Here is a 24450-nt window from a genome sequence, read left to right as displayed (position 1 = left end):
TTCAGGCTGTCACGCCGTGCTCCGTGGACGGCGATGCGCGACACGGTACCGCCAGGATCCGCCCGTCAGCCGAGCAGGACCACCTCGACATCGGTGCCGGGCTCCACGGAGGTGACGTCCTCGGGGACCACGATCAGCGCGTTCGCCTGCGCCAGCGCGCCGATCAGGTGGGAACCGGGGCCGCCCACCGGGGTGACCCGCCCGTCCTCGGCCCGGCCCCGCAGGAACTGGCGGCGGCCCGGGGGCGAGGCGAGCGCCTGGTCCGCCGTCAGCACCGCGCGGGCGCGCGGCCGGTGCAGCCGGTCCTCGGGCAGCCCCATGAGGGCGCGGATCACCGGGCGGACGAAGATCTCGAAGGAGACGAACGACGAGACCGGGTTGCCCGGCAGCGTCAGCACCGGCGTGTGGTCCGGGCCGATCAGCCCGAAGCCCTGCGGTTTGCCGGGCTGCATGGCGACCCGGCGGAAATCGACCCCGGCGGCGACCGCCCCCTCTCCGTCGCCGCTGCTGCTGCCGCCGTCGCCGTCGGCGCCGTTCTCGTCCCGGCCGTCGTCGCCCGTGACGGGGCCCACCGGCGCGGGGCTGCTCAGCGCCTCCTTGACCACGTCGTACGCGCCCACGCTGACGCCCCCGCTGGTCACCAGCAGGTCGGCGCGGACCAGTTGGTCGTCGACGCTGGTGCGCAGGGTCTCCGCGTCGTCGGCGACGGCGCCCACCCGGTAGGCGATGGCACCGGCGTCGCGGGCGGCGGCGGTGAGCGCGAAGCTGTTGGAGTCGTGGATCTGCCCGGGCTTCAACGGCTCCCCCGGCGGCACGAGTTCGCTGCCGGTGGAGAGGACCACCACCCGGGGGCGCGGCCGCACCCGGGCGGTCGCCCGGCCCACCGAGGCGAGCAGCGAGAGCTGGGCGGGGCCGAGGACGGTCCCCGCGGTGAGGGCGCGGTCGCCGGCCTTCATGTCGCTGCCGGCCCGGCGGACGTGCGCGCCGGCCTCGGCGGGCCGGAAGACGCGGACCTGTCCGGAGGCTCCCTCGGGGGCCTGGCTGCGGGCCCGCATGCCGGTGGCCGGCCCGGCCCCGAGACCCCCGTCGGTCCACTCGACGGGGACGACGGTCTCGGCGCCGGGCGGCAGCGGCGCGCCGGTCATGATGCGGGCGGCCTGCCCGGGCCCCACCCTCAGGCCGGGCTCCTGGCCGGCCGCCACGTCCCCGACCACGTCGAGGACGGCGGGGTACTGCTCGCTCGCGCCGGTGACGTCCGCGACACGTACCGCGTAGCCGTCCATCGAGCTGTTGTCGAAGGGCGGCAGGGAGACCGGGACCGTCACGTCCTCGACCAGGACGCAGCCCTGGGCGTCGAGCAGCTGCAGCTCGATCGGCTCGAGGGGGCGGACGGTGGAGAGGATGTCCTCGAGGTGCTCCTCCACCGTCCACAGACGGTCCTCCGGCGCGCGGTCCTCGTGCGCGCGGTCCTCCGGCGCGTGGTCCTCCTGGCTCGCGGTGCTGCGGGGCGCGGTGGTGCTCAAGTCCGTTACATCTCCTCGGCTACGAATCGGCGGAGCCACGACCGGAAGTCCGGTCCCAGGTCCTCACGTTCGCATGCCAGTCGGACAATCGCACGCAGATAGTCACCTCGGTCCCCGGTGTCGTAGCGGCGCCCCTTGAAGACGACGCCGTGAACCGGGCCGGCGGTGTTCTCGTCGGCCGCCAGGCGCTGGAGCGCGTCGGTCAGCTGGATCTCGCCGCCGCGCCCGGGCGGGGTGTGCCGCAGCACCTCGAAGATGCCGGGGTCGAGCACGTAGCGGCCGATGACGGCGTAGGCGGACGGCGCGTCGGAGGGCTCCGGCTTCTCCACCAGGCCGGTCACCCGGACCACGTCGGCGTCCTTGGTGACGTCGACGGCGGCACAGCCGTAGAGGTGGATCTGGGCGGGGTCCACCTCCATCAGCGCGACGACGCTGCCGCCGTATTCGGCCTGCACGTCGATCATGCGGGCGAGCAGCGGGTCGCGCGGATCGATGAGGTCGTCGCCGAGCAGGACGGCGAAGGGCTCGTCACCGACGTGCGGGGCGGCGCAGAGCACGGCGTGTCCGAGGCCTCTGGGGTCGCCCTGTCGGACGTAGTGGATGGTGGCGAGGTCGGTGGGCTCCTGGACGCGGGCCAGTCGGTCGTTGTCGCCCTTGCGCTCGAGGGCGTTCTCCAGCTCGTAGTTGCGGTCGAAGTGGTCCTCGAGGGGGCGCTTGTTGCGGCCGGTGACCATCAGCACGTCCCGCAGGCAGGCCTGGACGGCCTCCTCGACGACGTACTGGATCGCCGGCTTGTCCACGACCGGGAGCATCTCCTTGGGGGTCGCCTTGGTGGCGGGAAGGAACCGCGTGCCGAGACCGGCCGCCGGGATGACAGCCTTACTGATCCGAGGATGTGCCTTCATCATGTTCGCAACCATATCCATTGGGTTGTACGGAATCGGTAGTTCCATTCGATTCCACGTCATATGGCTGCATTCGGGCGGAAAACCGGACCGTTCGTGCGGCCGAGGAGCGGTGGGAAGAAACAGTGGCTGACGACCTTGCCAAGCGAACGTTGCGCGCGGAGATCCTCCGGGCGAGGAGAAGGTTGACGGACGACGAGCGGCGGGCGTCGGAACGGGCCCTCGCCGCGCGGGCGCTGGAGCTGCCGCGGATGGCGGACGCGAAGGTCGTCGCGGCGTACGTCTCGGTGGGGTCCGAGCCGGGCACCCGGGCGCTGCTGGACGCGCTGCGCGCCCGGGGGGTGCGGGTCCTGCTGCCGGTGCTGCGGGAGGACGACGACCTCGACTGGGGCGTCTACGAGGGCGCCCACTCGCTGGTGGAGGTCCCGCTGGGGGCGGGGCGGATGACGCTGCTGGAGCCGGGGGGCGCGCGGGCGGGGGTCGACGCGGTCCTCGCCGCCGACGTCGTCCTCCTCCCCGGGCTCGCGGTGGACCGGCGCGGGATGCGGCTGGGGCGGGGCGGCGGGTCCTACGACCGGGTCCTCGCCCGCCTCGCCGCGGCGGGCGCGGCGCCGGCGCTGGTCGTCCTGCTGTACGACGCCGAACTGCGCGACACGGTCCCCACCGAGCCCCACGACCGCCCGGTCACCGCGGCGGCGACCCCTTCGGGCATCCACCCCTTCGGCTGACCCCGCCCGGAAACGGCGACGGGGCGGGTCCCCCCTGGTGAGGAGGGACCCGCCCCGCGGGGGCGATGTGCGCGGACCGCTTCGGTTCGCGGACCGTTACGGGCTCGCGGACCGCTACGGGCTCGCGGACCGCTACGGGCTCGCGGACCGCTACGGGTTCAGCGTGAGCGTCTCCTGCGTGGCCTTCTTCACGGCGGCCGCGGAGGACGGCCACTCGTACAGCTCACCCTTCGCCCACGCGTCCGTCTGGTCCACGTAGTGCGAGCTGTACGCGTGCCCGGAGGCGCCCGTGAGGTTGATCCACTTCGACTTGTCGAGGTCGCCCAGGTTCACGACCATCCGCATGGACGGCACCCAGACCACCCCGTACCCACCGGCCGCGTTCCACCCGGTCGCGTTGACCGTGGACTCGCCGCCGCCCAGCTCCCAGGGCCCGCGGTTGAGCATGTGCTGGAGGAAGCCCGGACCGGCCGTGCCCATGGTCTGGTTCTTCAGGTACAGCGTGTGCAGCCGGCCCCAGCTCCAGGTGTCCATGTTCTTGCCGAGCTTCGCCGTCAGCTCCCAGCGCGCGTCGATCATCGCGCGCCGGAGCAGCTCGTCCCGGTTGGTGGCCTCCGGCCGGCCGCTGGCCGTCTCGCCGGTGGTCCACCACTCGCTGTCCGGCTCCTCCATCAGCTTGCGCACGACCTCGAACCACCGGTCGCCGCCGTCCGGCTGCGCCTGCGTGGCGCTGCGCTGACCGCACTCGCGGACCTTGTCGGCCTCGTCGGCCGGCCCGGTGGTGTTCACCGGTTCGACCCACAGGCACTGGCCCTCGACCCTCAGCTCCTTCGGCAGCTTGTTGCCGAACGCCAGCCTCAGCAGGTTGCGCCACACCGCGTTGAAGTAGGCGGCCGCCGCGGAGTCCGGGGTCTGGGTGCGGTCCCAGTGCTCCAGCAGCTCCTGCGCGTCGCGGACGTCCTCGTCCTCGGGGTCGATCTTCAGCAGCTCGGGCACCAGCAGCTTGGCGATCTCGCTGCTGCTGTCCGTCTGCATCTCGCGCATGTCCTCGGTCGAGATCTTCCCGCCGCCGTCGATCTTCGCCTTGACCAGGTCGTTGATCCGCTGGCTGCGCGCGCCGTAGGACCAGTCGCCGGTGAGCAGGTAGGGGTACTCCTTCTCGTCGACGACGGCCTGGTTGGCGGTGACGATGTAGCCGCGCTTCGGGTTGTACTCGTAGGGCAGCTCGTCCTGGTCGATCCAGCCGGTCCAGCGGGAGGCGGAGTCCCAGCCGGGCGCCGGCAGCGAGCCGTCGTGGCCCTCGGCGCGGATGGGGATGCGGCCCGGCAGCTGGTAGCCGATGTTCTTCTTGTCGGCGTAGACGAGGTTCTGGGAGGGCACCTCGAACAGCTCGGCGGCCGCCCGGAACTCCTTCCAGTTCTGCGCCGTGTTCATCGCGAAGACGGCGTCCATGCTGGTGCCGGGGTCGAGCGCGGTCCAGCGCAGCGAGACGCCGTAGCCGTCGCCCCGGTCCGGGGCCGCGGCGTCGACGCCCGCCTTCTTGCCGACCTGGACCAGCTCGCCGTCGCGGTCGGAGAGCAGCGGGCCGTTGTTGGTCTCCCGTACGACGATCTTCTTGCTCTGCCCGCCGGCGACCTTGATGGTCTCCTCGCGGGTGGCGAAGGGGACCGTCTTCCCGTCGTACTGGTAACCCTCCGGGGTGACCTTCTGCAGGTAGAGGTCGACGACGTCCACACCCGAGTTGGTGAAGCCCCAGGCGATGGTCTGGTTGTGGCCGATGACCACGCCGGGCATGCCGGAGAAGGTGTAGCCGGAGACGTCGTAGCGGCACGTGTCGGAGACGGTGCGGCAGTGCAGGCCCATCTGGTACCAGACCGAGGGCAGCGCGGGCGACAGGTGCGGGTCGTTGGCCAGCAGCGGGGCGCCGCTCACCGTGTGCGTGCCGGCGATCACCCAGGAGTTGGAGCCGATGCCGTTGCCGTTGACGCCGACCGCGGTGGGCAGGTCGTCGAGCGCGCCGTAGAGCCCGGCGAGCTGGCTCTGCAGCCCCGCCGCGTCCCCGGCCGGGACGCCCGCCAGGCCGGCGGCGGTGCCGCCCTGCCCCTGCGGGGCCGCCGTCGCCTTCTGGTCCCAGGTGCCGGTGAGCTCGGAGTAGGCGCCCTCCTGGACGATCGGCTTGTTCCGCGCGAACGGGTAGCCGGGGTACAGGTCGGCGATCTGGTCGGCGTCCAGCCGGCTGGTCATCAGCGAGCGGTCGATCTCGTCCTGCATGTTGCCGCGCAGGTCCCAGGCCATCGCCTTCAGCCAGGCCACCGAGTCCACCGGGGTCCACGCCTCGGGCTCGTAGTCGCCGGTGAGCGCCAGCGCCGCGTACTCGAGGGAGAGCTCGTCGGCCTCCTTGCCGTCCAGGTAGGCGTTGACGCCCTTGGTGTACGCCTGGAGGTACTTCTTGGTCGAGTCCGACAGCTTCTTGTCGTACTCCTGCTGCGCGACCCGGCGCCAGCCGAGGGTGCGCAGGAACTCGTCGGTCGAGACCTGGCTCTCGCCGAACATCTCCGAGAGCCGGCCCGCGGTCAGGTGGCGGCGGACGTCCATCTCGTAGAACCGGTCCTGCGCCTGGACGAAGCCCTGCGCCATGAACAGGTCTTCCTCGGAGTCGGCGTAGACGTGGGGCACGCCCTGGCCGTCGCGCCGGACCTCCACCGGGCCGGACAGGCCCTTGAGGGTCAGCGACCCACTGGTCTGCGGAAACGAGGCACGGACGGTGCTGACCGTCCAGAACCCGCCGTAGACCAGGCCGCCTATGAGCGCCAGGACGACGAGGAGGACCAGGAGTCGGGCTTTGCGCCCCTTCTTCCTGCCGGACTTGCCGGGCTGCTGACCGGAAGAGGCGGTGGTGTTGGGGGGCATCGCTGTCCTTGCTGTCCTCACGCGAGCGGCGGGGCGGGCGGTGGTCAGTTCTGGCGCGGCGGCGTAGCCCGTCGTCGCGCTGGAGCAACGATAGGCGTACGGGGCGCGGCGGCTTGACGCGGCGTCTGTGAAGCCGTGGCATCAGGCGAGCAGGTGTCCGCTTCGTCCCGGTGCGGCGCCCGGCCGGAACCGCCGGAGCGTTCCGAAGTACAAGAACCGCGTCAAGAAAGCGTCAAGAGTTAGGTAAGGTAACGAAAGACTTGACGAAGACTCGCCCGTTCGCGGCACCTCGTTCTCAGCGATGCGTTCGCGGGACCCGTTCGCGGCACTTCGTCCGCAGCATCTCGTTCCCAGCAGCTTGTCCGCAGGAGCTTGTCCGCAGCACCTCGTCCGCAGCACCTCGTCCGCAGCACTTCGGAGGAAGGGAAGGCCGCCACTGACTGTCGACCACCTCAACCAGCTTCTGCTCGGCGCCTCGCTCGTCCTCCTGGTGGCGGTGGCCGCCGTGCGGGTGTCCTCGCGCAGCGGACTGCCCAGCCTCCTGATCTATCTCGGGATCGGCATCGCGCTGGGCTCCGACGGGATCGCGGGCATCGAGTTCGACAACGCCGCGCTGACCCAGGTCATCGGCTACGCCGCCCTGGTCGTGATCCTCGCCGAGGGCGGACTCGGCACCAAGTGGAGCCAGATCAAGCCGGTGCTGCCGTCCGCCTCCGTGCTGGCCTCGGCCGGTGTCGCGGTGAGCGTCGCGGTGACCGCCGCCGGCGCGCACTACCTGGCCGGGCTGGAGTGGCGGCAGGCGCTGATCGTGGGCGCGGTGGTCTCCTCCACCGACGCGGCGGCGGTCTTCTCGGTGCTGCGCCGGATCCCCCTGCCGTCACGCATCACCGGCACGCTGGAGGCCGAGTCGGGCTTCAACGACGCCCCGGTGGTCATCCTGGTCGTCTCCTTCTCCACGGCCGGCCCGGTCGAGCACTGGTACCTGCTGCTCGCCGAGATGGCGATGGAGCTGGCGATCGGCGCGGCGGTGGGCCTCGCGGTCGGCTGGCTGGGCGCCTGGGGTCTGCGCCGGGTGGCGCTGCCCGCCTCCGGCCTCTACCCGATCGCCGTGATGGCGATGGCGGTGACGGCCTACGCGGCCGGCGCGATCGCGCACGGCAGCGGCTTCCTCGCCGTCTACCTGGCCTCCATGGTGCTGGGCAACGCCCGGCTGCCGCACCATCCGGCCACCCGCGGGTTCGCGGACGGGCTCGGCTGGATCGCGCAGATCGGCATGTTCGTGCTGCTCGGCCTGCTGGTCAACCCGCGTGAGCTGGGCGACGACATCCTTCCCGCGCTGGTGATCGGCCTGGTCCTGACGATGGTGGCGCGGCCGCTGAGCGTCTTCGCCTGCCTGACACCGTTCCGGACGCCCTGGCGGCAGCAGACCCTGATGTCGTGGGCCGGTCTGCGCGGCGCGGTGCCGATCATCCTGGCGACCATTCCGATGGTGAGCGGGGTGGAGGGCAGCCGCCGCATCTTCAACATCGTCTTCGTGCTGGTCGTGGTCTACACGCTGATCCAGGGGCCGACGCTGCCCTGGCTGGCCCGGAAGCTGCGCCTGGGCGACGACAACGAGGCGGCTGACCTGGGCATCGAGTCGGCGCCACTGGAGCGGCTGCGCGGGCACCTGCTGTCGCTGACCGTGGACAGGGACTCCCGGATGCACGGCGTCGAGGTGGGCGAGCTGCGGCTGCCGGAGGGCTCCTCGGTGACCCTGGTGGTCAGGAACGACGCCTCGTTCGTGCCGGCGCCGTCGACCGTGCTCCAGCGGGGCGACGAGCTGCTGGTGGTCGCCACCGACCAGGTGCAGGACGCCACCGAGCGCCGGCTTCGTGCGGTGGCCCGGGGCGGCAAGCTGGCCGGCTGGCTGGGCACCTCCGGGGCGGCCCGCTGACGTCCGGTGCCAGTGGCATGGGTCACCGGAGGGGGTACGGCAGTGGACTGTCGGCCAGGAATGCGTCAAGATGGATCGTCGTTAGCACTCATCGAGTCAGAGTGCCAGGAGGAAGACAGTGCCGACCTACCAGTACCAGTGCACCGCGTGCGGCGAGGGCCTCGAGGCGGTGCAGAAGTTCACCGACGACGCCCTGACCGAGTGCCCCAACTGCCAGGGCCGCCTGAAGAAGGTGTTCTCGGCCGTCGGCATCGTCTTCAAGGGCTCCGGCTTCTACCGCAACGACAGCCGCGGCTCGTCGTCGAGCAGCACGCCCGCGGCGAAGTCCGGTTCGTCGACGTCCTCGTCGTCCGCGCCGTCCTCGGGCTCGTCGTCGTCGGGCTCCGGTTCGTCCTCCTCGGCGACCGCGGCGCCGGCCGCCTCGACGTCGGCGGCCTCGTCGAGCAGCAGCTCGGCCGCCTGACCCACCCGCTTCGCAGGCCCCGCGCGTCCTCCGTCCACGGAGGGCACGGCGGGGCCTTCGGCGTGCCACGGCGGCTCCGCGCCCCGCACGCGCCCGTGGCCGCGCGAGGTCCGCGCGCAGCGGGGTCCGGCTGAGAGCAGCGCAGCCGGGTCTGCTTGAGAGCCCCACGCAGCCGGGTCCGGCTGAGGTCCGCACGCGCCCGGGTCCGGCTGAGGTCCGCGCGCAGCCGGGTCCGGCTGAGAGCCGCGCAGCCGGGTCCGCATGAGGTCCACGGCGCGGGATCCGCATGGGGTCCGCGGTGCCGTCTCCGCGTCGCCGGGTCCGCGCCATGTCCGGGGCCGTGCCGGAGGCCCTATGGTTCCGGCATGGTCAACACGGTGAGCGCCGAGATCGGCGTGATCGGCGGGTCAGGCTTCTACTCGTTCCTCGACGACGTGACCGAGGTCCCCGTCGAGACCCCCTACGGCCCGCCCAGCGACTCCTTGTTCGTGGGCCACGTCGCGGGCCGCCGGGTCGCGTTCCTGCCACGGCACGGGCGCGGACACCATCTGCCACCGCACCGGATCAACTACCGGGCCAACCTCTGGGCACTGCGGTCGGTGGGCGTCCGGCAGGTCCTCGGACCCTGCGCGGTCGGCGGCCTGCGGCCCGAGCACGGTCCCGGCACCCTGCTCGTCCCCGACCAGCTGGTGGACCGCACCAAGGCGCGGCACAACAGCTACTTCGACGGCCTGCCCCTGCCCGACGGCACCGTCGCCAACGTGGTCCACGTCTCGCTGGCCGACCCGTACTGCCCCGCCGGGCGGGCGGTGGCCCTCAAGGCAGCGCGCGGCCGGGACTGGGAGGCGGTGGACGGCGGCACGCTGGTCGTGATCGAGGGGCCCCGCTTCTCCACCCGCGCCGAGTCCCGCTGGCACGCCGCCCAGGGCTGGGCGGTGGTCGGCATGACCGGGCACCCGGAGGCGGCGCTCGCCCGTGAACTGGAGCTCTGCTACACGTCGCTGAACCTGGTCACCGACCTCGACGCGGGCGCGGAGACCGGCGAGGGGGTCTCCCACGAGGAGGTGCTCCGGGTCTTCGGCGCCAACGTGGACCGGCTGCGGGACGTCCTCTTCGACGCGGTGGCGGCGCTGCCTGCTGCCGACCGGCGGACCTGCGCCTGCGCCCACGCGCTGGGCGGCCAGGACCCGGGCTTCGCGCTGCCGTAACTCTCACGGGTGACCTGTGGACAACGGTGCGGTCGGGTTGTCCACGGGCCGTCCGAGGACCGTCCGCCGGTCGTCCACAGGCTCCGGCGGGGATCGGCGGGGAGGCGCAAGGTAGGTCCATGAACACGAACTTCGGCCTCGTGGAGGCCCTCGCGGTGAACGAGGCGCCCGCCGCTGTCCGTCCTTCCGCCGCCCGTCGCTCCCTCTCCTCCACCGTCCCTCCCCCCGCCTTTCCCACGGTGTCCACCGCCCTGCCGCCCCCGGCCTCCCTGCGGCGGCTCGGGCCCGGCGGTGTGCCCGCGCCGGGCGCGGTGCCGGCGTTCGCGCCGCTGCGGGTCTCCGGCGGGCGCCTGCGCGCCGGGCGGCCGGCCGGCCGGGCCTGGCCCCGGGCGCTCGCCGCGGTGCTGGCCGCGGCGGCGGTGGCCGCGCTGGCGCCGGGGCCGTCGGCTCCGTCGTCCCGGGCGGCGTCGGCGGTGGCTCGGGGCGCGCCGGCCGGATCCGGCGGCGGCGCGCCGGCGGGGCGGCCGGGTGGTGTTCCACCGCCGCCGGAACCACGCGTGCAGGCGCCGGTGCGGCTGGCGGATCCGGCCGTCGCCGGGCTGCTGCGGGCGGGCGACCTGGTCGATGTGGTCGCCGCCGGGCCCGGAGGCCGCGCGCGGGTGGTGGCGCGGGAGGCCCGTGTCGCCCGGACGGCGGCCGGGCCGGGCGAGGACGCGGCGCGTGGCGCGCTCGTCGTGCTCGCCGTACCGCGCCGGACCGCCGTCCGGCTGCTGGGCACGGCGCCGGAGGAACGGCTCGCGGTGGCGTTCCGGAGCCGGCCGTGAGCGGGTCAGCCGTGAGCGGGTCAGAGGTGGTGCGGCGGCTTCTCGTCGAGGAAGCGGCGGAGGTCGGCGGCGGCGTCCCCGCCGCGCGGCCCGTCGCCCCAGCCGCGGTCGGTGTCGTCCGAGGACTGCTGGTCCAGCGGGTCGTCGAAGACCAGCGCGGCCTTGGGAACACGCGGCCCGGGCCCGGCGGCACCCGCCGAAGGGGCCGCGGGGGAGGCGGAGGAAGAGGGGGTGCCGTCGCGGTCGTCTCGGTCGTCGCGGGCGGCGTCGTCGTGGGAGGAGGACATCCGTCAAGCCTACGACCGGCGTACGCCCCCGTCGGCAGGCAACCCTCGACACCACATAGGCGTCTCAACAACCGTACGTTTTCTCGGTTCCCGGACATGATGTCCGACCGAGGGGCTACGGTATGCACCCACAAGGTGACAAGCAGCGACGCTGGGAGCACCCTTGAGCGTTCCGTACGAGACGGCGGCGCATCCGGAGGAGCACCTGGACCGGCTCCTCGGCCGCGCCCTGAACTCCTTCGAACTGCCCGACGAGGTCCTGACCCGGCTGGACTCCGCGCTGGCGTACGACGGCTCGCTGCATTCCGCGCATCACAGCGCCGGCCGCCACCGGGAGACCTACCGGCACACCTGGCTGCTCACCGACGGCTCCGTGCTGACGCTGTGGGAGCTGGTCCACAACACGGCACCGGGCGGCCTGGCGCGGCACGAGGTCTACGCCGACGAGGCGGAGCTTTCCGCGGCCACGGCCCGGCTGCCCCTCCCGGCGGACGAGCCCGGCCTGGAGCCGGTGGACACCCTGCGGCTGCCTCCGGTCCGGCTGCCCCCGATGGTGACCGCCGGCCCGCCGTACGCGCCGGCCGACTCGGCGGACCACCTCCGGCGCCTGCTGCGCCGGGCGGAGAACCTCGACCGGCCGGGGCCTCAGGACACGGCGGTGCTGCGGACCGCCTACGCGCACGAGATCACCCAGGCGTTCGGCCCTCCGTGCCGGACCGGCACCGGGCTGTGCCTCTCGCTCTACGAGCACGTCTTCCTGCTGCCGCACGGGCGCCGGGCCTCCCTGTGGGAGGTCGAGCACACGGCGACACCGGACGGGCGCCACATGTGCGAGGTCTACGTCACGGAGGCGGCGGCCCGGGCGGCGATGGAACGGCGCGCGTAGGGCCGCCGGCCGCTCGAGGGACATTGATTGAATCCTTAACAAAGCCGGGTTAGGTTTGCGGTTGCGCTTTCAAGCGATGAGGAGCCGCCGCCATGACCACCACAGCCGACGACCGCACCGGCGGCCGGATGCCCGCGCTCTACCTGAGCCACGGCGCGCCGCCGCTGGCCGACGACCCGGTCTGGCCCGGCGAGCTGGCCGCCTGGTCGGCCTCTCTGCCCCGGCCGAAGGCCGTCCTGGTCGTCTCCGCCCACTGGGAGGAGGCCCCGCTGGCGCTCGCCGCGACCACCACCGTGCCGCTGGTGTACGACTTCTGGGGCTTCCCCGAGCACTACTACCAGGTCCGCTACGAAGCGCCCGGCGCCCCCGAGCTGGCCGAGTCGGTGCGCAAGCTGCTCCGCGCCCCCGGCACCCCGGTGCAGGACGTACCCGACCGGGGCCTGGACCACGGAGCGTACGTGCCGCTGGCCGAGATGTACCCGGAGGCGGACATACCGGTGCTCCAGGTCTCCATGCCCACCCTGGATCCGCAGCGGCTGATGGAGATCGGCCGGCGCCTGGCCCCGCTGCGGGACGAGGGCGTGCTGATCCTCGGCTCCGGGTTCTTCACCCACAACCTGGCCGCGCTGCGCCACACGGGCGTCCCGGCCTGGTCCACCGAGTTCGACGACTGGGGCCGCCGCGCCCTGGACGCCGGTGACGTCGACGCGCTGCTGGACTTCGCCCACGCGGCTCCCGCCGGGCAGCTCGCCCATCCGCGCACGGAGCACTTCGCCCCGCTCTTCGTCACCATGGGCGCCGCCGAGGCCACCGGCGACCTGGACGCCCAGCGTTCCGCCATCGAGGGCTTCTGGATGGGCCTGGCCAAGCGCTCCGTGCAGTTCGGCTGAGCCGGTCCTTGGCGTGGCTTTCGCGCGCCCGTGCCGCCCGAGCCGCCCATGCCGCCCGTACAGCAGGGGTCCTGCGAGGCGTGGGGCACGAGCGAGGCCCGTCAGAGCCTCTTCTCGAACCAGGCCACGTCCCAGTACCGGCCGAACTTCCACCCGACCTCGCGGAACAGCCCGACCTGCTCGAAGCCGAACCGCCGGTGCAGCCGCTCGGAGGGCTCGTTGGGCGGGACGATCGCCGCGTAGGCCCGGTGGACGTCCTCGTCCGCCAGCGCGTCGAACAGCGCCCGGTACAGCCGCCCGCCCACTCCGCGCCCCGTGGCGCCCGGCGCGAGGTACACGGTGCACTCCACCGAACTGAGGTAGGCGGGCTTGGGCCGGAACCGGCCGGAGGTGGCGTATCCCAGCAGGGTTCCCGTGCCGGCATCCTCGGCCACCAGCAACCGGTGCGGGCCCCGCGCGGAATACCCGGCGAGCCAGGCGCGTCTTTCCCCCGGGGGGAAAGGCAACGTGTCGAAGGTGTAAGGCGTCTCACACACGTAGTGGTTGTAGATGTCCGTGAGACCCGTGAGGTCCTCCTCGGTACCGGGCCTGACCTGCACTTCCTGACCCACTGTGCTCCTCCGTGTCCCCCGTGTGGGCGGGCAGGGTAACGCATCCGGAGCGAACGGGACGGGTGCGGCGGGAATTCTGTCCCGATTCCGGTCGTTGTATCCCACGGATGCCGGGCACCCGGTGACAGTGAGGCCAACACGCTTCAGTGTCACGCCGAGCCCGCCGGGGGTGGCCCACGGCCGCCCGGGAGGCCGGCGTCCGAGTACGAAACCGCCCGCCCACGATCGTTAGGGAGCACACGCATGGCAACCCGTGCCGTCGCCCGTCGCAAGTCCGCCACCTCCGGCGGGACGTCCGACGCGGCACGCAGCGTTCGCGCCCATGGCGGCGAGATCGCGGACCGCGACCTGGTCGGCATGTACCTGGACGAGATCGCGCGTACGCCGCTGCTCGACGCCGCGAAGGAGGTCGAGCTGTCCGAGACGATCGAGGCGGGCGTCTACGCCCAGCAGATCCTCGACGGCGAGGCGGAGACCAAGGCGGACGCCACCCGCGAGGAGTTCGAGGCCCTGATCGAAGCGGGTGAGCGGGCCAAGGACGTCTTCATCAGGTCCAACCTGCGTCTGGTGGTGGCGGTCGCCCGCCGCTATCCGCGCAGCGGTCTGCCGCTGCTCGACCTGATCCAGGAGGGGAACGCCGGCTTGGTCCGCGCGGTGGAGAAGTTCGACTACCGCAAGGGCTTCAAGTTCTCCACGTACGCCACGTGGTGGATCCGTCAGGCCATCACCCGCTCGATAGCCGACCAGTCGCGCACCATCCGGCTCCCCGTCCACCTGGTGGAGGAGCTGGGCCGGATCCGCCGTGTGCAGCGCGAGTTCAACCGCGAGAACGGCCGCGACCCGGAGCCCGCGGAGATAGCGCAGGAGCTGGGCGCGACCCCGGAGCGTATCGTCGACGTGCTGGACTGGGCCCGTGACCCGGTCTCGCTGAACATGTCGGTGGACGACGAGGGGGAGACCCAGTTCGGCGACCTCCTCGAGGACACCTCCGCGGTGTCGCCGGAGCAGTCGGTGCTCACCCTGCTGCGCAGTGAGGAGCTCGACGAGCTGATCAACCACCTTGACCAGCGCACCGCCTCGATCATCAAGATGCGTTACGGCATCGAGGACGGCCGGGAGCGTACGCTGACGGAGGTGGGCAAGGAACACGGCCTGACCCGCGAGCGGATCCGGCAGATCGAGAAGCACGCTCTGCTGGAGCTGAAGAAGCTGGCGCGCGACACCGGCTTCGACGCCGCGGCGTAACGGCGGAAAACGCCCCCTGCCGGGCGGCGTAGCCCGCCGCAGGCCGGGCACAACAACTGGGCCGGCCCTTCGGGCCGCCCTCCAGAACCGGGCCCCGATGCACTCCCCCCGGCATCGGGTCCCGCCAGCCGGGCCCCGGCGTCCTCTCCCCCCTGGACGTCCGGGCCCGGCCCTTTTTCGTGCGCGCGGCGCCTCCTCGCCTCCCCAAACCTCTTCTCCGTGAAATCCCCCGGCCGGCCTCCCCCAGCGGGCGACGGCCCCCACCGAGGCCCAGGGTGATCGGAAGGGTGCGGCCGGTCGCCGGACCGGCCGTGTGGAGTGGGAGGCCGAGCATGCTGCACCGCAGTGCGTACCGCCGCTCCATACCGGGGGACCGGGCAGGAGGCCTGACCCGGTCCCGGCGTATCGCCTCGCTGACCGCCCTGTGCGCGCTGAGTCTGGCCGTGTGCACGTCCGCCGTGAACGAGCAGGCGGAGGATCCCACCGCGGCGGGTCCCGTCCCCCCGGCCAGGGCCGCCGTGGGGCTGGCCCCGTGCATGATCAGTGGCGGGCTGGACGCCCAGATGTCGGAGGGCGTGCCCACCCCCTCCGGCTACTCCGCCGCCACCGGCGCCGTCCGGGCCCTGACCCTGATGGTCGACTTTCCCGACGCCCGCGGCGAGGGCGACCCGATGGACCGGTACGGGGAGTTCTTCCCCCAGACCCAGGACTGGTTCCGCACCAGCTCCTACGGCCGGCTCGACTACCGGGCCGACGCCCCGGTGAAGCGGTGGCTGCGGATGCCGAAGGAATTCGCGGAGTACGGGATAGAACGCGGCGCGCCGTTCGACCCGGCGTACCGGGGGCTGGTCGAGGACATCGTCGAGGAGGCCGACCCGGAGGTCGACTTCCGTCAGTACGACCTGCTGAACGTCCTGATCACCCCGAACGCCGGCCCGTCCGCACTGGACACCGTGCTGTCCGTGACCTTCGCCGCCAACTCCGACGCCCCGGTCGCCGACGGGGTGCCCGTCTCGCACACCTCGTTCGTCTACTCGCGCCAGGACGACGGCTCCGGCACCTACGACCGGACCGGCTACCGGGTCCTGCCCCACGAGAACGCGCACGTCTTCGGGCTGCCCGACCTCTACACCCAGGACGGCGGCGGGGCGGCCGGCCACTGGGACATCATGAGCGAGGACTGGGGGGTCAACAACGATCTCCTCGGCTGGCACAAGTGGAAGCTGGGCTGGCTCGATTCCGGCCAGATCGCCTGCGCCGCGCGGGCCGGCTCCGCCAGCGACCACGTGCTGACGCCGCTGGCCCGCCCGGGCGGCCCCAAGCTGGTGGTGGTGCCGCTGGACGAGGACACCTCCTACGCCGTCGAGGTCCGCACCCAGGAGGGCAACGACGAGCTGGTGTGCCGCCCGGGCGTCCTGGTCTACCGGGTGGAGGCGGGCGTCGAGACCGGACAGGGCCCCGTCACCGTCCACGACCACCGGCGCGACAGCGGCGGCTGCACCCACTCCCCCAACGTCCACGCCGAACTCTCCGACGCCACCCTGACCCCGGGCGACACCTTCGCCGACCGTGAGCACGGCATCCAGGTCCGCGTCCTCGGCAAGGGCCCCGGCGAGACCTACCGCCTCCGCGTCACCCGCGACTGAGGCACGAAGCTTTCCGCCGCCCGCGCGTTCCCCGCCCCCACCCGGAGACCTCGCCGCCCGGGGGCCTCGCCGTCCGTGGCCTCGCCACCCGGAGGCCTCGCCACCCGCCGGGAGGCCTGAAGGCGCGGAGGCGCTCTCCTTATTGCGACCAGCATGCAATAGCATGATCCTCGCAAGGATCAAGGATCAAGGGTTACCCACGGAAGGCACTCCTCCCATGCCCCGGGCCATACGTCAGACCGTCGCCCTCACCGCGGCGGCCCTCACCGCGACCGCGTGCTCCGCCCCCGGCGCGGACGACACCCGGGGCGCCGCGCCGGCCGACTCCGTCGTGCTGGGCGTGGCCACCGAGCCGGACACCCTCAGCCCGCTCCTCGGCTACGGCAAGGACGGCAACTCCAAGCTCTTCGACGGCCTCCTCACCCGCGACGCGGACCTGAACCTCGAACCCGCCCTCGCCGAGGACCTGCCCGAGGTGTCGAAGGACGGCCTCACCTACACCTTCACCCTCCGCGACGGCGTCACCTTCAGCGACGGCGAGCCGCTCACCCCGGCCGACGTGGTCTTCACCTACGAGACCGTCCTCGACGAGAAGACCAACAACCCCAACCGCAGCGAACTCGCCGCCGTCGAGCGGGTGCGCGCCGAGGGGAGCGACCAGGTGGTCTTCACCCTCGCCTACCCCTTCGCCCCCTTCGCCGCCCGCACCGTGCTGCCGATCGTCCCGCAGCACGTCGCCGGCGAGCAGGACCCCAACACCGGCGCGTTCAACACCTCCCCGGTCGGCACCGGCCCCTACGTGCTGGCCGACTGGCGGAAGGGCGAGAAGCTGGTCTTCAAGGCCAACCCCCACTACTGGGGCGGCGAACCGGCCGTGAAGAACGTGACCATGGCGATCGTCCCCGACGACGACGTGCGCGCCACCCGGCTGCGCTCCGGCGACCTGGACGGCGCGATCCTGCCGCCCAACCTGGCCGCCACCTTCGAGGACGAGGCGGACCTGACGACCTACCGGGCCACCTCGTACGACTACCGCGCCGTCAGCCTGCCCACCGGCGACCCGGTGACCGGCGACGTCGACGTCCGCCGCGCCCTGGACCTGGCGGTGGACCGCGACACGATGGTGGAGAAGGTCCTCGACGGCGCCGGCCGCCCCGCCTACGGCCCGCTGCCGGTCGACGACGACTGGTTCGCCAAGGGCACCGAACGCGCCCACGACCCCGCGGCCGCGCGCCGGATCCTCGACCGGGCCGGATGGGAGAAGGGCGCCGACGGCGTCCTCACCAAGGACGGCCGCCGCGCCGCGTTCACCCTCTACTACCCGGCCGGCGACAAGGTCCGCCAGGACCTGGCCCTGGCCTACGCCGGTGACGCCAAGAAGATCGGCGTCGAGGTGAAGGTCGAGTCCGGCACCTGGGACGTCATCGAGCCGCGGATGGCGAAGGACGCCGTGCTCGCCGGATTCGGCGACGTCGGCGACCCCGATTTCGGCCTCTACCCGCTGCTGCACTCCTCCGAGGCCGGCGACGGCTTCAACAACATGCCGCACTACGACAACCCGGCCGTCGACAAGGCCCTGGACGACGCCCGCCGCACCCGTGACGCGGCGGAGCGCCGGGCCGCGTACGACACGCTCCAGCAGGAACTCGCCGAGAACCCCGGCTACACCTTCCTCACCCACCTGGACCACCTGTACGTCCTCGCCGACCGCTGGAAGACCGCCGGTTCCGACGGCCTGACCACCCAGGTCGAGCCGCACGAGCACGGCTTCGCGGCCGGCCCGTGGTGGAACCTCGAGGACTGGCAGCCGCGGCGATGAGCGCGGCGGCGAGCACCGCGGCGGTGGACGCCGGTGCGGCGACCGCCCGGCGGCGCCTGCCCTGGGGCGGCATGGCCCGGCTGACGGTCCGCCGCATCCTCACCGGCGTGCCACTGCTGCTGACCGTCACCCTCGGCGTCTTCGCGCTGGCCGCCGCCTCACCGTTCGACCCGGTGCGCGGCTACGCGGGCGACGCGGCGCTCACCGCCGACCAGGAGACCCTGGACCGGCTCGCCGCCAACCTCGGCGTGGGCGAGCCGTTCGCGGTGCGCTGGTGGGACTGGCTGACCGCCGCCCTCCGCGGCGACCTCGGCGACTCCACGGTGCTGCGGCAGCCGGTCCTCGAGGTGATCGCCGAGCGCGCCGTCTGGTCGGCCCTGCTGTGCGCGGTGGCGTTCGCGGTGGCGGTGGCGGTGGGCACGCTGCTCGGCGTGCTCGCCGCACGCCGCCCCGGCGGCCTGCTCGACCGGACGGTCACCGGGACGGCGTACACCCTCTCCGCCGCCCCGGTCTTCTGGCTGGCGCTGCTCGCCGTGTGGTTCTTCGCCCTGCGCCTCGACGTGCTGCCGGCGGGCGGGCTCACCGACAGCGGGTCGTCGTACGTCTCCTTCGGCGATGTGGCCGAGCATCTGGTGCTGCCCGCCGGGGTGCTGGCCGTCTCCCAGCTGCCCTGGTTCGTGCTCTACGTCCGGCAGGGCGTCGTCGACGCGCTCGCCGAGGACCCGGTGCGCGGCGCCCGCGCCCGCGGCCTCGCCGAGCGGACCGTCCTGGTGCGGCACGCCCTGCGGTCCGGGCTGCTGCCGGTGCTCACCCTGATCGGCTCCCGGGTGCCCGAACTGATCACCGGGGCGCTGCTGGTGGAGACCGTCTTCAGCTGGCCGGGCATCGCCGACGCCACCGTGCGCGCCGCCACCGCCGTGGACTTCCAGCTGCTGGCCGCGCTGACCGCCTTCGCCACCGTCGCCGTCCTCCTCGGCAACCTCCTCGCCGACCTGCTGTACGGCCTGTTCGATCCAAGGGTGGACTTCCGTGACATGTGAGCGCCCGGAGACGTCCGCGACCGGGGGGCGTCCGGACGTGCTCGCGCCGCTGCCGGTCGCCTGGCGGTCGCACGGCCCCCGGCAGCGGTCGTGGCGGACCCTGCGGGTGCGTACCTCCGCCGTCCTGACCGCCGCCGTCGTCCTCGCCGTGCTGCTGGTCCCGCCGCTGGTCCAGCTCGACCAGCAGGCCGTGGACCTGGCGGCCAAGCTGCGGCAGCCCTCGTGGTCGCACCCGTTCGGCACCGACGACGTGGGCCGCGACCTGCTGCTGCGGTGCGTCTACGGGCTGCGGGTCTCGCTCTTCGTCGGCGTGGCCGCCGCGCTGGTCGCCGCCGTCGTGGGCACCGCCGTGGGTGCGCTGGCGGGTGCGCTCGGCGGCTGGGTGGACCGGGTCGCCATGCGGGTCGTCGACGCCCTGGCCTCGGTGCCGCACCTGCTGCTCGGCGTCTTCGTCGTCGCCCTCTTCCGGCCCGGCGTGTGGCCCGTGCTGCTGTCCGTGGCCGCCACCCACTGGCTGTCCACGGCCCGCATCGTGCGTGCCGAGGTGCTGTCGCTGCGCGGCCGCCCGTTCGTCGACGCGGCGATCTCCGGCGGTGCCTCCCGGTGGCGGATCGCGGTCCGGCACCTGGTGCCCGCCGTGCTCCCGCAGGCAGGTCTGGCCGCCGTGCTCTCCGTGCCGCACGCCATGTGGCACGAGTCCGCCCTCTCCTTCCTGGGCCTCGGCCTGCCCGCCCACATGGCGAGCCTCGGCAACCTCATCGAGGGCGCCCGCGGCTCGCTGCTCGCCGGGCAGTGGTGGCCGACGCTCTTCCCGGGCCTGTTCCTGATCGTCCCCACCCTCGCCGTGGCCGGCCTGGCCGGCGCTTGGCGGGACCGGATCGACCCGCGCCGCCGATCGGAGCTGATGCTGTGAGCGACGTCCTCCTCTCCGTCCGGGGACTCCACGTGCGGTTCCTGCTGCCGCGCGGCCGGATCGTCTCCGCCGTCACCGACGCCTCGTTCTACGTCCGGGCCGGGGAATGCCTCGTCCTGGTGGGCGAGAGCGGCTGCGGCAAGTCGGTGCTGGCCTCCGCCCTGCTCGGGCTCCTGCCGGGCAACGCGCAGACCGCGGGCAGCGCGGTCCTCGACGGCGCGGGGGCCCCGGGCCTCGGCACTCCCGGCCATGCCCTCCCCGGCCACGGCTCTCCCGGCCATGCCCTCCCCGGCCACGGCTCTCCCGCCCACGACCTCCCCGGCCTCGACCTGCTCGCCGCCGACGAACGCACCCTGGCCCGCCGGGTCCGGGGCCGCCTGGTCGGACTCGTGCCGCAGAGTCCCGCCGCGCACCTCACCCCGGTGCGCACGGTCCGCTCCCAACTGGAGGAGACCGTCGCCGAGCTGCGGGGACCGCGTCGTCGGCACCTTCCCCAGGGACCCCAGGGGTCCCAGGGGTCCCAGAGGTCCCAGGAGGCACGGGGCCTGCGGCGCGGACGCGCGGCCCTGCGCTCGGCCGCCGCCGACGCCGCCGAGCGGGCCGCCTTCCCCGCCTCCCACCTGGACCGCTACCCGCACGAACTCTCCGGCGGCCTCGCCCAGCGCGCCGCCACCGCGCTCGCCCTGGCCGGGGACGCCCCCCTGCTGCTCGCCGACGAGCCCACCACCGGCCTCGACCGCGACCTCGTCGACCGCACCGTGGACGAACTCCGCCGCCACGTCGACGCCGAACCGGCCGACGGCTCGGGGCGGCGCGGCATGCTGATGATCACCCACGACCTCGCGGCGGCGTCACGCGTCGCCGACCGGGTCGCCGTGATGTACGCGGGCCGCATCGTCGAGATCTGCGACGCCGCCGACTTCTTCGGCGCCCGTGGCCCCCGCCACCCCTACAGCCGTGGCCTCCTCGACGCCCTCCCCGACCGCGCCTTCACCCCCATCCCCGGCCTCCCGCCGGAACTCAGCGACCTGCCGCCCGGGTGCGCGTTCGCTCCTCGCTGCGGACGTGCCACGGATGCCTGCGGGACCGTTCCCGCGGTGATGGCCGTCCCGCCGAAGGCGACCACGCGTCCGGAGCCGCCCGCCGATCCCACCCTCGTGGCCTGCCACCATCCCGTGGAGCAGCCCGAGGAGTCGGCAGCCCCGGCCGCCCGAACCGACCGGGCCGCCGACGAAGGCGGGGGCGAAGGCGAAGGCGAGGGAGGCGGCGAAGGCAGCCAAGGCGACGAAGGCCACGACACTCCTCAGACCGGCCCCGGTCCCGACCCCGGCGTCCCCGCCCGCCCGGAGCCCTCCAAGCCCGCGGAGCCGACCCATGCATAACTCCCCCGCCCCCACCGCCTCCGCCTCCGCCTCCGCAGAGGCCCACGAGACGGACCCGGCCACCGCCACCGTGCTGGAACTCCGTGGCATCACCGCGGGATACGAACGGCACCGTCCCGTCGTCCGCGACGCCTCCCTCACCCTCGCCGCGGGCGAGGCCGTCGGGCTGCTCGGCCCCAGCGGCTGCGGCAAGTCCACCCTGGCTCGCGTCGCCGCCCTGCTCCACCGCCCGTCGGCCGGCCGGCTCCTCCTCGACGGCACCCCGGTGACGCGCTGGCGTCACCGCGCCCCCCGCGCGCAGCGCACCGCCTTCGGCGTCGTCCTCCAGCAGCCCCGCCTGGCCGCCGACCCCCGTCTGACCCTCGCCGCCCTGATCACCGAACCGCTGCGCGCCACCGGCCGCCGCCCCGAGGCCCCCGCCCGCCTCGCCGAACTCACCCCCCTGGTCGGCCTCACCCCCGACCTCCTCACCCGTCGCCCCCACGAGGTCAGCGACGGCCAACTCCAGCGCGCCTGCCTGGCCCGCGCCCTGTGCCTGCGTCCCCGCGTCCTGGTCTGCGACGAGATGACCGCCATGCTCGACGCCTCCACCACCGCGGCCCTGGTCGCCGCCGTCGAGTCCTACCGTGCCGAGACCGGAGCCGCCCTCCTCGCGGTCGGCCACGACGCGGTCCTGCTCGACCGCTGGTGCGACCGCGTCCTCCCCTGGCAGGCGGTGACCGCGGCGGCGTGATCCCGCTCGACGCGGCCCTACATCTCCCGCCTGGCGAACAACTCCAGATGCCCGCACTGGGGGCACCGGTAGGCCTCGATCTCCCACCGGGTCCTCCCCAGTCGCTTGGCGCCCCCGAAGACCCCCCGCTCCAACGGCCCGGCGATCCACCGCGCGAACCCCCGTGAGCCCTCGCCCGAGTCCTCCACGAACCCCGGCTCCAGCCCCACCGCGCCGCACTGCCCGCACTCCACGCTGTCATCCATGGCGCGGAGCCTAACGCCGCCCCCACCGGCCCCCGGCCGGCCGCTTCCCTCCCCGCAGCACCCCGTCCGCGCCCCGCCGCAGACCAGCGCGGTCGCGGCGCTTCGCGACCCCGCCACTACTCCGGTTACGGATCAGCCCTCACCCGCTACACTGACCGCGGTGGCCAAGCCGTCCGGCCAGGCCTCCCGCCTTCGTAGCTCAGGGGATAGAGCACCGCTCTCCTAAAGCGGGTGTCGCAGGTTCGAATCCTGCCGGGGGCACAACAAGAAGGGCGCCCACAAATCTTTGTGGGCGCCCTTTCGGCATTCATGGCCACCAACCAGGCCAGAGACACTCAGGCGGCGTGCGGTGTGAAGGTGACGCTGGAGTCGCCTTCGTTTATGGCCAGGTTCAGCGTGCCGTCCAGGGCCTTGGCCAAGCGCCTCAGCAGTGGGAGGGTCGGGACGGTGTCGCCACCCTCCATCCGGGAGACCTGGGGCTGAGTCATCCCGGCTCGCTCAGCCAACTCGGTCTGGGAAAAACCGAGTTCGATCCGCCGGTCGTAGACCGCCTGCCCGAGATCGCCGGCCAGCCGCGCGTCGACGTACTCCAGGTCGTACTCCACCGCCTCACCCGCAAGCTGCCGGGCCCGGCGCGTTCTCCATGTGCTGTGGTTCATCAGCTCTCCTTTCGGCGCTCGTAGGCGTGCTGGGCATGCCCGTGCTCGGCCTCACAGACCTTCTGGGCCTGGTGTGCCCGCTCGACTTCCGCCACCTCACGCATCCTCGTCTTGCGGAAGACCGTCAGCAGAACGATCCGCTGCCCAGGAGCGAGCCAGTACGGGATGCGCACGGCCTCACCGTCGAGTTCGAAGCGCAGCTCACGAAGCTTGCCGCCCAGGTACCGGGAGTAGGGCTCACCGAGTGTCGTCGGCTCATCCAGCAAACGGTCGGTCTTGTCCTCGACCCTCCGGTACAGGCGGAACGGAAGCAGCTCCAGCCAATCCCGGACCTCGGGTTCGATCTCGATCTCCTACCGCTCCGTCATGCACTCAACGGTATATACCTCGAAATGCATGGGGCAAGTCGCCACGGACAACGCGGCCAACACCTCGCCCACCGGCCAGACTCAACTGCCGGACTGGAAGGAAAAACATAACGCTTCCCACCGGAAAGTCCGCGCCCGCATTGAGCACGCTTTCGCCCGCATGAAGACTTGGAAGATCCTCCGCGACTGCCGTCTCAAAGGCGACGGCGTGCGGCACGCCATGCTCGGCATCGCCCGCCTCCACAACCTCGTCCTTGCCGGCTGACCGAGCGGTACGGCAGGCAACCCGCCATACCCGAGATCATTTACGGGACGAGACCGAGGGAAACTCCTGAAGCGGGTGTCGCAGGTTCGAATCCTGCCGGGGCACAGAGAAACACCAGGTCAGGAGCCCTTCCGTCCACCGGACGGGAGGGCTTCCGCGCTTGCGGCACACCGCAACAACCTCGCCCAAGTCGCCCGCGCCGTGAACCCGGGCGGCAGCCCTGCCGAAGTCGCTGACGTGATCAGCGCGGTCGGCCAAGCCGTGCAACAGGGCCAGCAGGCCACCGACCGACTCCTCGGTTCAGAGACGAGCCGCCCCCCGGCCCAGTGACCGTCTCCATCCTGCTGTTCCTCGTGCGCTCTAGGAGCCGCTGACGAGGGCCGCCCACTCACGGTCGAGGATGGCGTGGACGACGGAGTCTCGCCATCGGCCGGCCTTGTGGATGTGCTCGCGGATGACGCCTTCCTCGACCATGCCCGCGGCCGCCATCGTTCTGGCCGACGCCTCGTTGAGAGGCGAACGTCCACCCCAGATGCGGTGGAGGCCGAGGTCCTCGAAGCCGAGGCCGAGGAGGAGTCGCACGGTTTCGAGGCCGTGGCCGACACCCCAGGCGTCGGGGTTGAGGGCGAAGCCGAAGGTTGCTCCGCGCTGTTGGTGCGGGTCCAGGGCGAGGCGGCCGAACCCGGTCAACCGGCCGGTGTCGCGTTCCACAACCGCGAGCGAGTACTCCGTTCGCGGGGCCGCCTCGGCGGAGGCGACGGACCTCGCGACGATCTCGGCGACCTGCGCGCGGCTGCGCGGCTCGAACGACAGGTGCTCCGTGGCCTTGGGGCTGCCGTAGATGGCGTACACGGCGTCCGTGTCGTCGATGGTGAGCTCACGCAACGCGAGGCGCGAGCCCGTGCGGTCCATCGGGTACATGGCACCGGACTCTATCCGTGAGGCAGCGCGGGGCAGCCTGCCA

General features: G+C 72.9%; 23 protein-coding genes, 1 tRNA gene and 1 pseudogene. 16 read left to right on the top strand and 9 right to left on the bottom strand.

Annotated features, from left to right (window positions below; translation table 11 throughout):
- Positions 1 to 65: 65 nt before the first annotated feature.
- Both GBN72_RS26510 and galU read right to left on the bottom strand, forming a co-directional pair.
- The gene (locus tag GBN72_RS26510; RefSeq protein WP_151774425.1) at positions 66 to 1523 is read right to left on the bottom strand and encodes a molybdopterin molybdotransferase MoeA; all 1458 of its coding nucleotides are present in this window, start codon (positions 1521 to 1523) and stop codon (positions 66 to 68) included.
- 5 nt (positions 1524 to 1528) lie between these two features.
- Positions 1529 to 2431, bottom strand: coding sequence for a UTP--glucose-1-phosphate uridylyltransferase GalU (galU, locus tag GBN72_RS26505; RefSeq protein ID WP_151774424.1), 903 nt, complete (start codon positions 2429 to 2431; stop codon positions 1529 to 1531).
- 182 nt (positions 2432 to 2613) lie between these two features.
- Between galU and GBN72_RS26500 the strand changes: the two genes are divergently transcribed.
- Positions 2614 to 3156 carry a 5-formyltetrahydrofolate cyclo-ligase gene (locus GBN72_RS26500; protein ID WP_439959817.1) on the top strand — a complete coding sequence of 181 codons (543 nt, stop codon included), beginning with the start codon at positions 2614 to 2616 and terminating at the stop codon, positions 3154 to 3156.
- Between the two features lie 150 nt (positions 3157 to 3306).
- Here the strand turns inward: GBN72_RS26500 and GBN72_RS26490 are convergent, their stop codons facing one another.
- A complete protein-coding gene (locus GBN72_RS26490) occupies positions 3307 to 6066 on the bottom strand; it encodes a penicillin acylase family protein (protein ID WP_151774421.1) in 2760 nt (919 codons plus the stop codon).
- A 436-nt stretch (positions 6067 to 6502) separates the two neighbouring features.
- Between GBN72_RS26490 and GBN72_RS26485 the strand changes: the two genes are divergently transcribed.
- From GBN72_RS26485 to GBN72_RS26470, 4 genes are all read left to right on the top strand, one after another.
- Positions 6503 to 8002 (top strand): potassium/proton antiporter, encoded by a 1500-nt coding sequence (locus GBN72_RS26485; protein WP_246212947.1) that lies wholly within the window; start codon positions 6503 to 6505, stop codon positions 8000 to 8002.
- Positions 8003 to 8120: 118 nt separating this feature from the next.
- The gene (locus tag GBN72_RS26480) at positions 8121 to 8465 is read left to right on the top strand and encodes an FmdB family zinc ribbon protein (protein WP_151774419.1); all 345 of its coding nucleotides are present in this window, start codon (positions 8121 to 8123) and stop codon (positions 8463 to 8465) included.
- A gap of 365 nt (positions 8466 to 8830) precedes the next feature.
- Positions 8831 to 9673 carry an S-methyl-5'-thioadenosine phosphorylase gene (locus tag GBN72_RS26475; RefSeq protein WP_151774418.1) on the top strand — a complete coding sequence of 281 codons (843 nt, stop codon included), beginning with the start codon at positions 8831 to 8833 and terminating at the stop codon, positions 9671 to 9673.
- A gap of 119 nt (positions 9674 to 9792) precedes the next feature.
- A complete protein-coding gene (locus GBN72_RS26470; RefSeq protein ID WP_246212926.1) occupies positions 9793 to 10497 on the top strand; it encodes a hypothetical protein in 705 nt (234 codons plus the stop codon).
- Positions 10498 to 10517: 20 nt separating this feature from the next.
- Here the strand turns inward: GBN72_RS26470 and GBN72_RS26465 are convergent, their stop codons facing one another.
- Complete coding sequence (locus tag GBN72_RS26465) at positions 10518 to 10784, bottom strand: hypothetical protein (protein WP_151774417.1); 267 nt, start codon at positions 10782 to 10784, stop codon at positions 10518 to 10520.
- A gap of 163 nt (positions 10785 to 10947) precedes the next feature.
- On the opposite strand from GBN72_RS26465, the gene GBN72_RS26460 reads away from it, so the two are divergent.
- The gene (locus GBN72_RS26460; protein WP_151774416.1) at positions 10948 to 11670 is read left to right on the top strand and encodes a DUF6227 family protein; all 723 of its coding nucleotides are present in this window, start codon (positions 10948 to 10950) and stop codon (positions 11668 to 11670) included.
- Between the two features lie 128 nt (positions 11671 to 11798).
- Positions 11799 to 12560, top strand: a complete 762-nt coding sequence (locus tag GBN72_RS26455; RefSeq protein ID WP_151774592.1) for a dioxygenase family protein — start codon at positions 11799 to 11801, stop codon at positions 12558 to 12560.
- A gap of 101 nt (positions 12561 to 12661) precedes the next feature.
- Here GBN72_RS26455 and GBN72_RS26450 read toward each other — a convergent pair whose 3' ends face one another.
- Positions 12662 to 13171, bottom strand: a complete 510-nt coding sequence (locus GBN72_RS26450) for a GNAT family N-acetyltransferase (protein WP_246212924.1) — start codon at positions 13169 to 13171, stop codon at positions 12662 to 12664.
- Between the two features lie 243 nt (positions 13172 to 13414).
- Between GBN72_RS26450 and GBN72_RS26445 the strand changes: the two genes are divergently transcribed.
- The 7 genes from GBN72_RS26445 (at position 13415) to GBN72_RS26415 (ending at position 21949) form a co-directional block, all read left to right on the top strand.
- A complete protein-coding gene (locus GBN72_RS26445) occupies positions 13415 to 14416 on the top strand; it encodes a sigma-70 family RNA polymerase sigma factor (RefSeq protein WP_151774415.1) in 1002 nt (333 codons plus the stop codon).
- Between the two features lie 332 nt (positions 14417 to 14748).
- Positions 14749 to 16062 carry a M6 family metalloprotease domain-containing protein gene (locus GBN72_RS26440; protein ID WP_151774414.1) on the top strand — a complete coding sequence of 438 codons (1314 nt, stop codon included), beginning with the start codon at positions 14749 to 14751 and terminating at the stop codon, positions 16060 to 16062.
- 217 nt (positions 16063 to 16279) lie between these two features.
- Positions 16280 to 17881: an ABC transporter substrate-binding protein gene (locus GBN72_RS26435; protein WP_151774413.1), complete on the top strand. Its 1602-nt coding sequence runs from the start codon at positions 16280 to 16282 to the stop codon at positions 17879 to 17881.
- 71 nt (positions 17882 to 17952) lie between these two features.
- Positions 17953 to 18921, top strand: a complete 969-nt coding sequence (locus GBN72_RS26430; RefSeq protein ID WP_151774590.1) for an ABC transporter permease — start codon at positions 17953 to 17955, stop codon at positions 18919 to 18921.
- Positions 18922 to 18958: 37 nt separating this feature from the next.
- On the top strand, positions 18959 to 19834 hold the full coding sequence (locus tag GBN72_RS26425; RefSeq protein ID WP_164540909.1) for an ABC transporter permease: 876 nt from the start codon (positions 18959 to 18961) through the stop codon (positions 19832 to 19834).
- On the top strand, positions 19786 to 21216 hold the full coding sequence (locus GBN72_RS26420; RefSeq protein WP_439959816.1) for an ABC transporter ATP-binding protein: 1431 nt from the start codon (positions 19786 to 19788) through the stop codon (positions 21214 to 21216). The genes GBN72_RS26425 and GBN72_RS26420 overlap by 49 nt, the downstream gene beginning before the upstream one ends.
- A 70-nt stretch (positions 21217 to 21286) precedes the next feature.
- Positions 21287 to 21949 (top strand): ABC transporter ATP-binding protein, encoded by a 663-nt coding sequence (locus GBN72_RS26415; RefSeq protein ID WP_151774589.1) that lies wholly within the window; start codon positions 21287 to 21289, stop codon positions 21947 to 21949.
- A 17-nt stretch (positions 21950 to 21966) separates the two neighbouring features.
- Here the strand turns inward: GBN72_RS26415 and GBN72_RS26410 are convergent, their stop codons facing one another.
- Positions 21967 to 22194 (bottom strand): hypothetical protein, encoded by a 228-nt coding sequence (locus tag GBN72_RS26410; RefSeq protein WP_174887208.1) that lies wholly within the window; start codon positions 22192 to 22194, stop codon positions 21967 to 21969.
- Between the two features lie 188 nt (positions 22195 to 22382).
- Here GBN72_RS26410 and GBN72_RS26405 point away from each other — a divergent pair.
- Positions 22383 to 22455 (top strand) — tRNA-Arg (locus GBN72_RS26405).
- 74 nt (positions 22456 to 22529) lie between these two features.
- Here GBN72_RS26405 and GBN72_RS26400 read toward each other — a convergent pair.
- Together GBN72_RS26400 and GBN72_RS26395 are read right to left on the bottom strand one after the other, a co-directional pair.
- Positions 22530 to 22853, bottom strand: a complete 324-nt coding sequence (locus GBN72_RS26400) for a helix-turn-helix domain-containing protein (RefSeq protein WP_151774410.1) — start codon at positions 22851 to 22853, stop codon at positions 22530 to 22532.
- A complete protein-coding gene (locus GBN72_RS26395; protein WP_246212946.1) occupies positions 22853 to 23203 on the bottom strand; it encodes a type II toxin-antitoxin system RelE/ParE family toxin in 351 nt (116 codons plus the stop codon). The genes GBN72_RS26400 and GBN72_RS26395 overlap by 1 nt, the downstream gene beginning before the upstream one ends.
- A 91-nt stretch (positions 23204 to 23294) precedes the next feature.
- On the opposite strand from GBN72_RS26395, the pseudogene GBN72_RS26390 reads away from it, so the two are divergent.
- A pseudogene (locus GBN72_RS26390) lies at positions 23295 to 23486 on the top strand (transposase); the annotation flags it as partial.
- Positions 23487 to 23846: 360 nt separating this feature from the next.
- Here GBN72_RS26390 and GBN72_RS26385 read toward each other — a convergent pair.
- Entirely contained in the window at positions 23847 to 24407 is a 561-nt protein-coding gene (locus tag GBN72_RS26385; RefSeq protein ID WP_151774409.1) for a GNAT family N-acetyltransferase, read from the bottom strand.
- Between the last annotated feature and the right edge of the window lie 43 nt (positions 24408 to 24450).

Source organism: Streptomyces abyssomicinicus, assembly GCF_008974245.1.
GTDB lineage: Bacteria > Actinomycetota > Actinomycetes > Streptomycetales > Streptomycetaceae > Streptomyces > Streptomyces abyssomicinicus.
The sequence above is the reverse complement of the archived record's forward strand: the minus strand, read 5'-3'. Positions and strand labels throughout refer to the sequence as shown.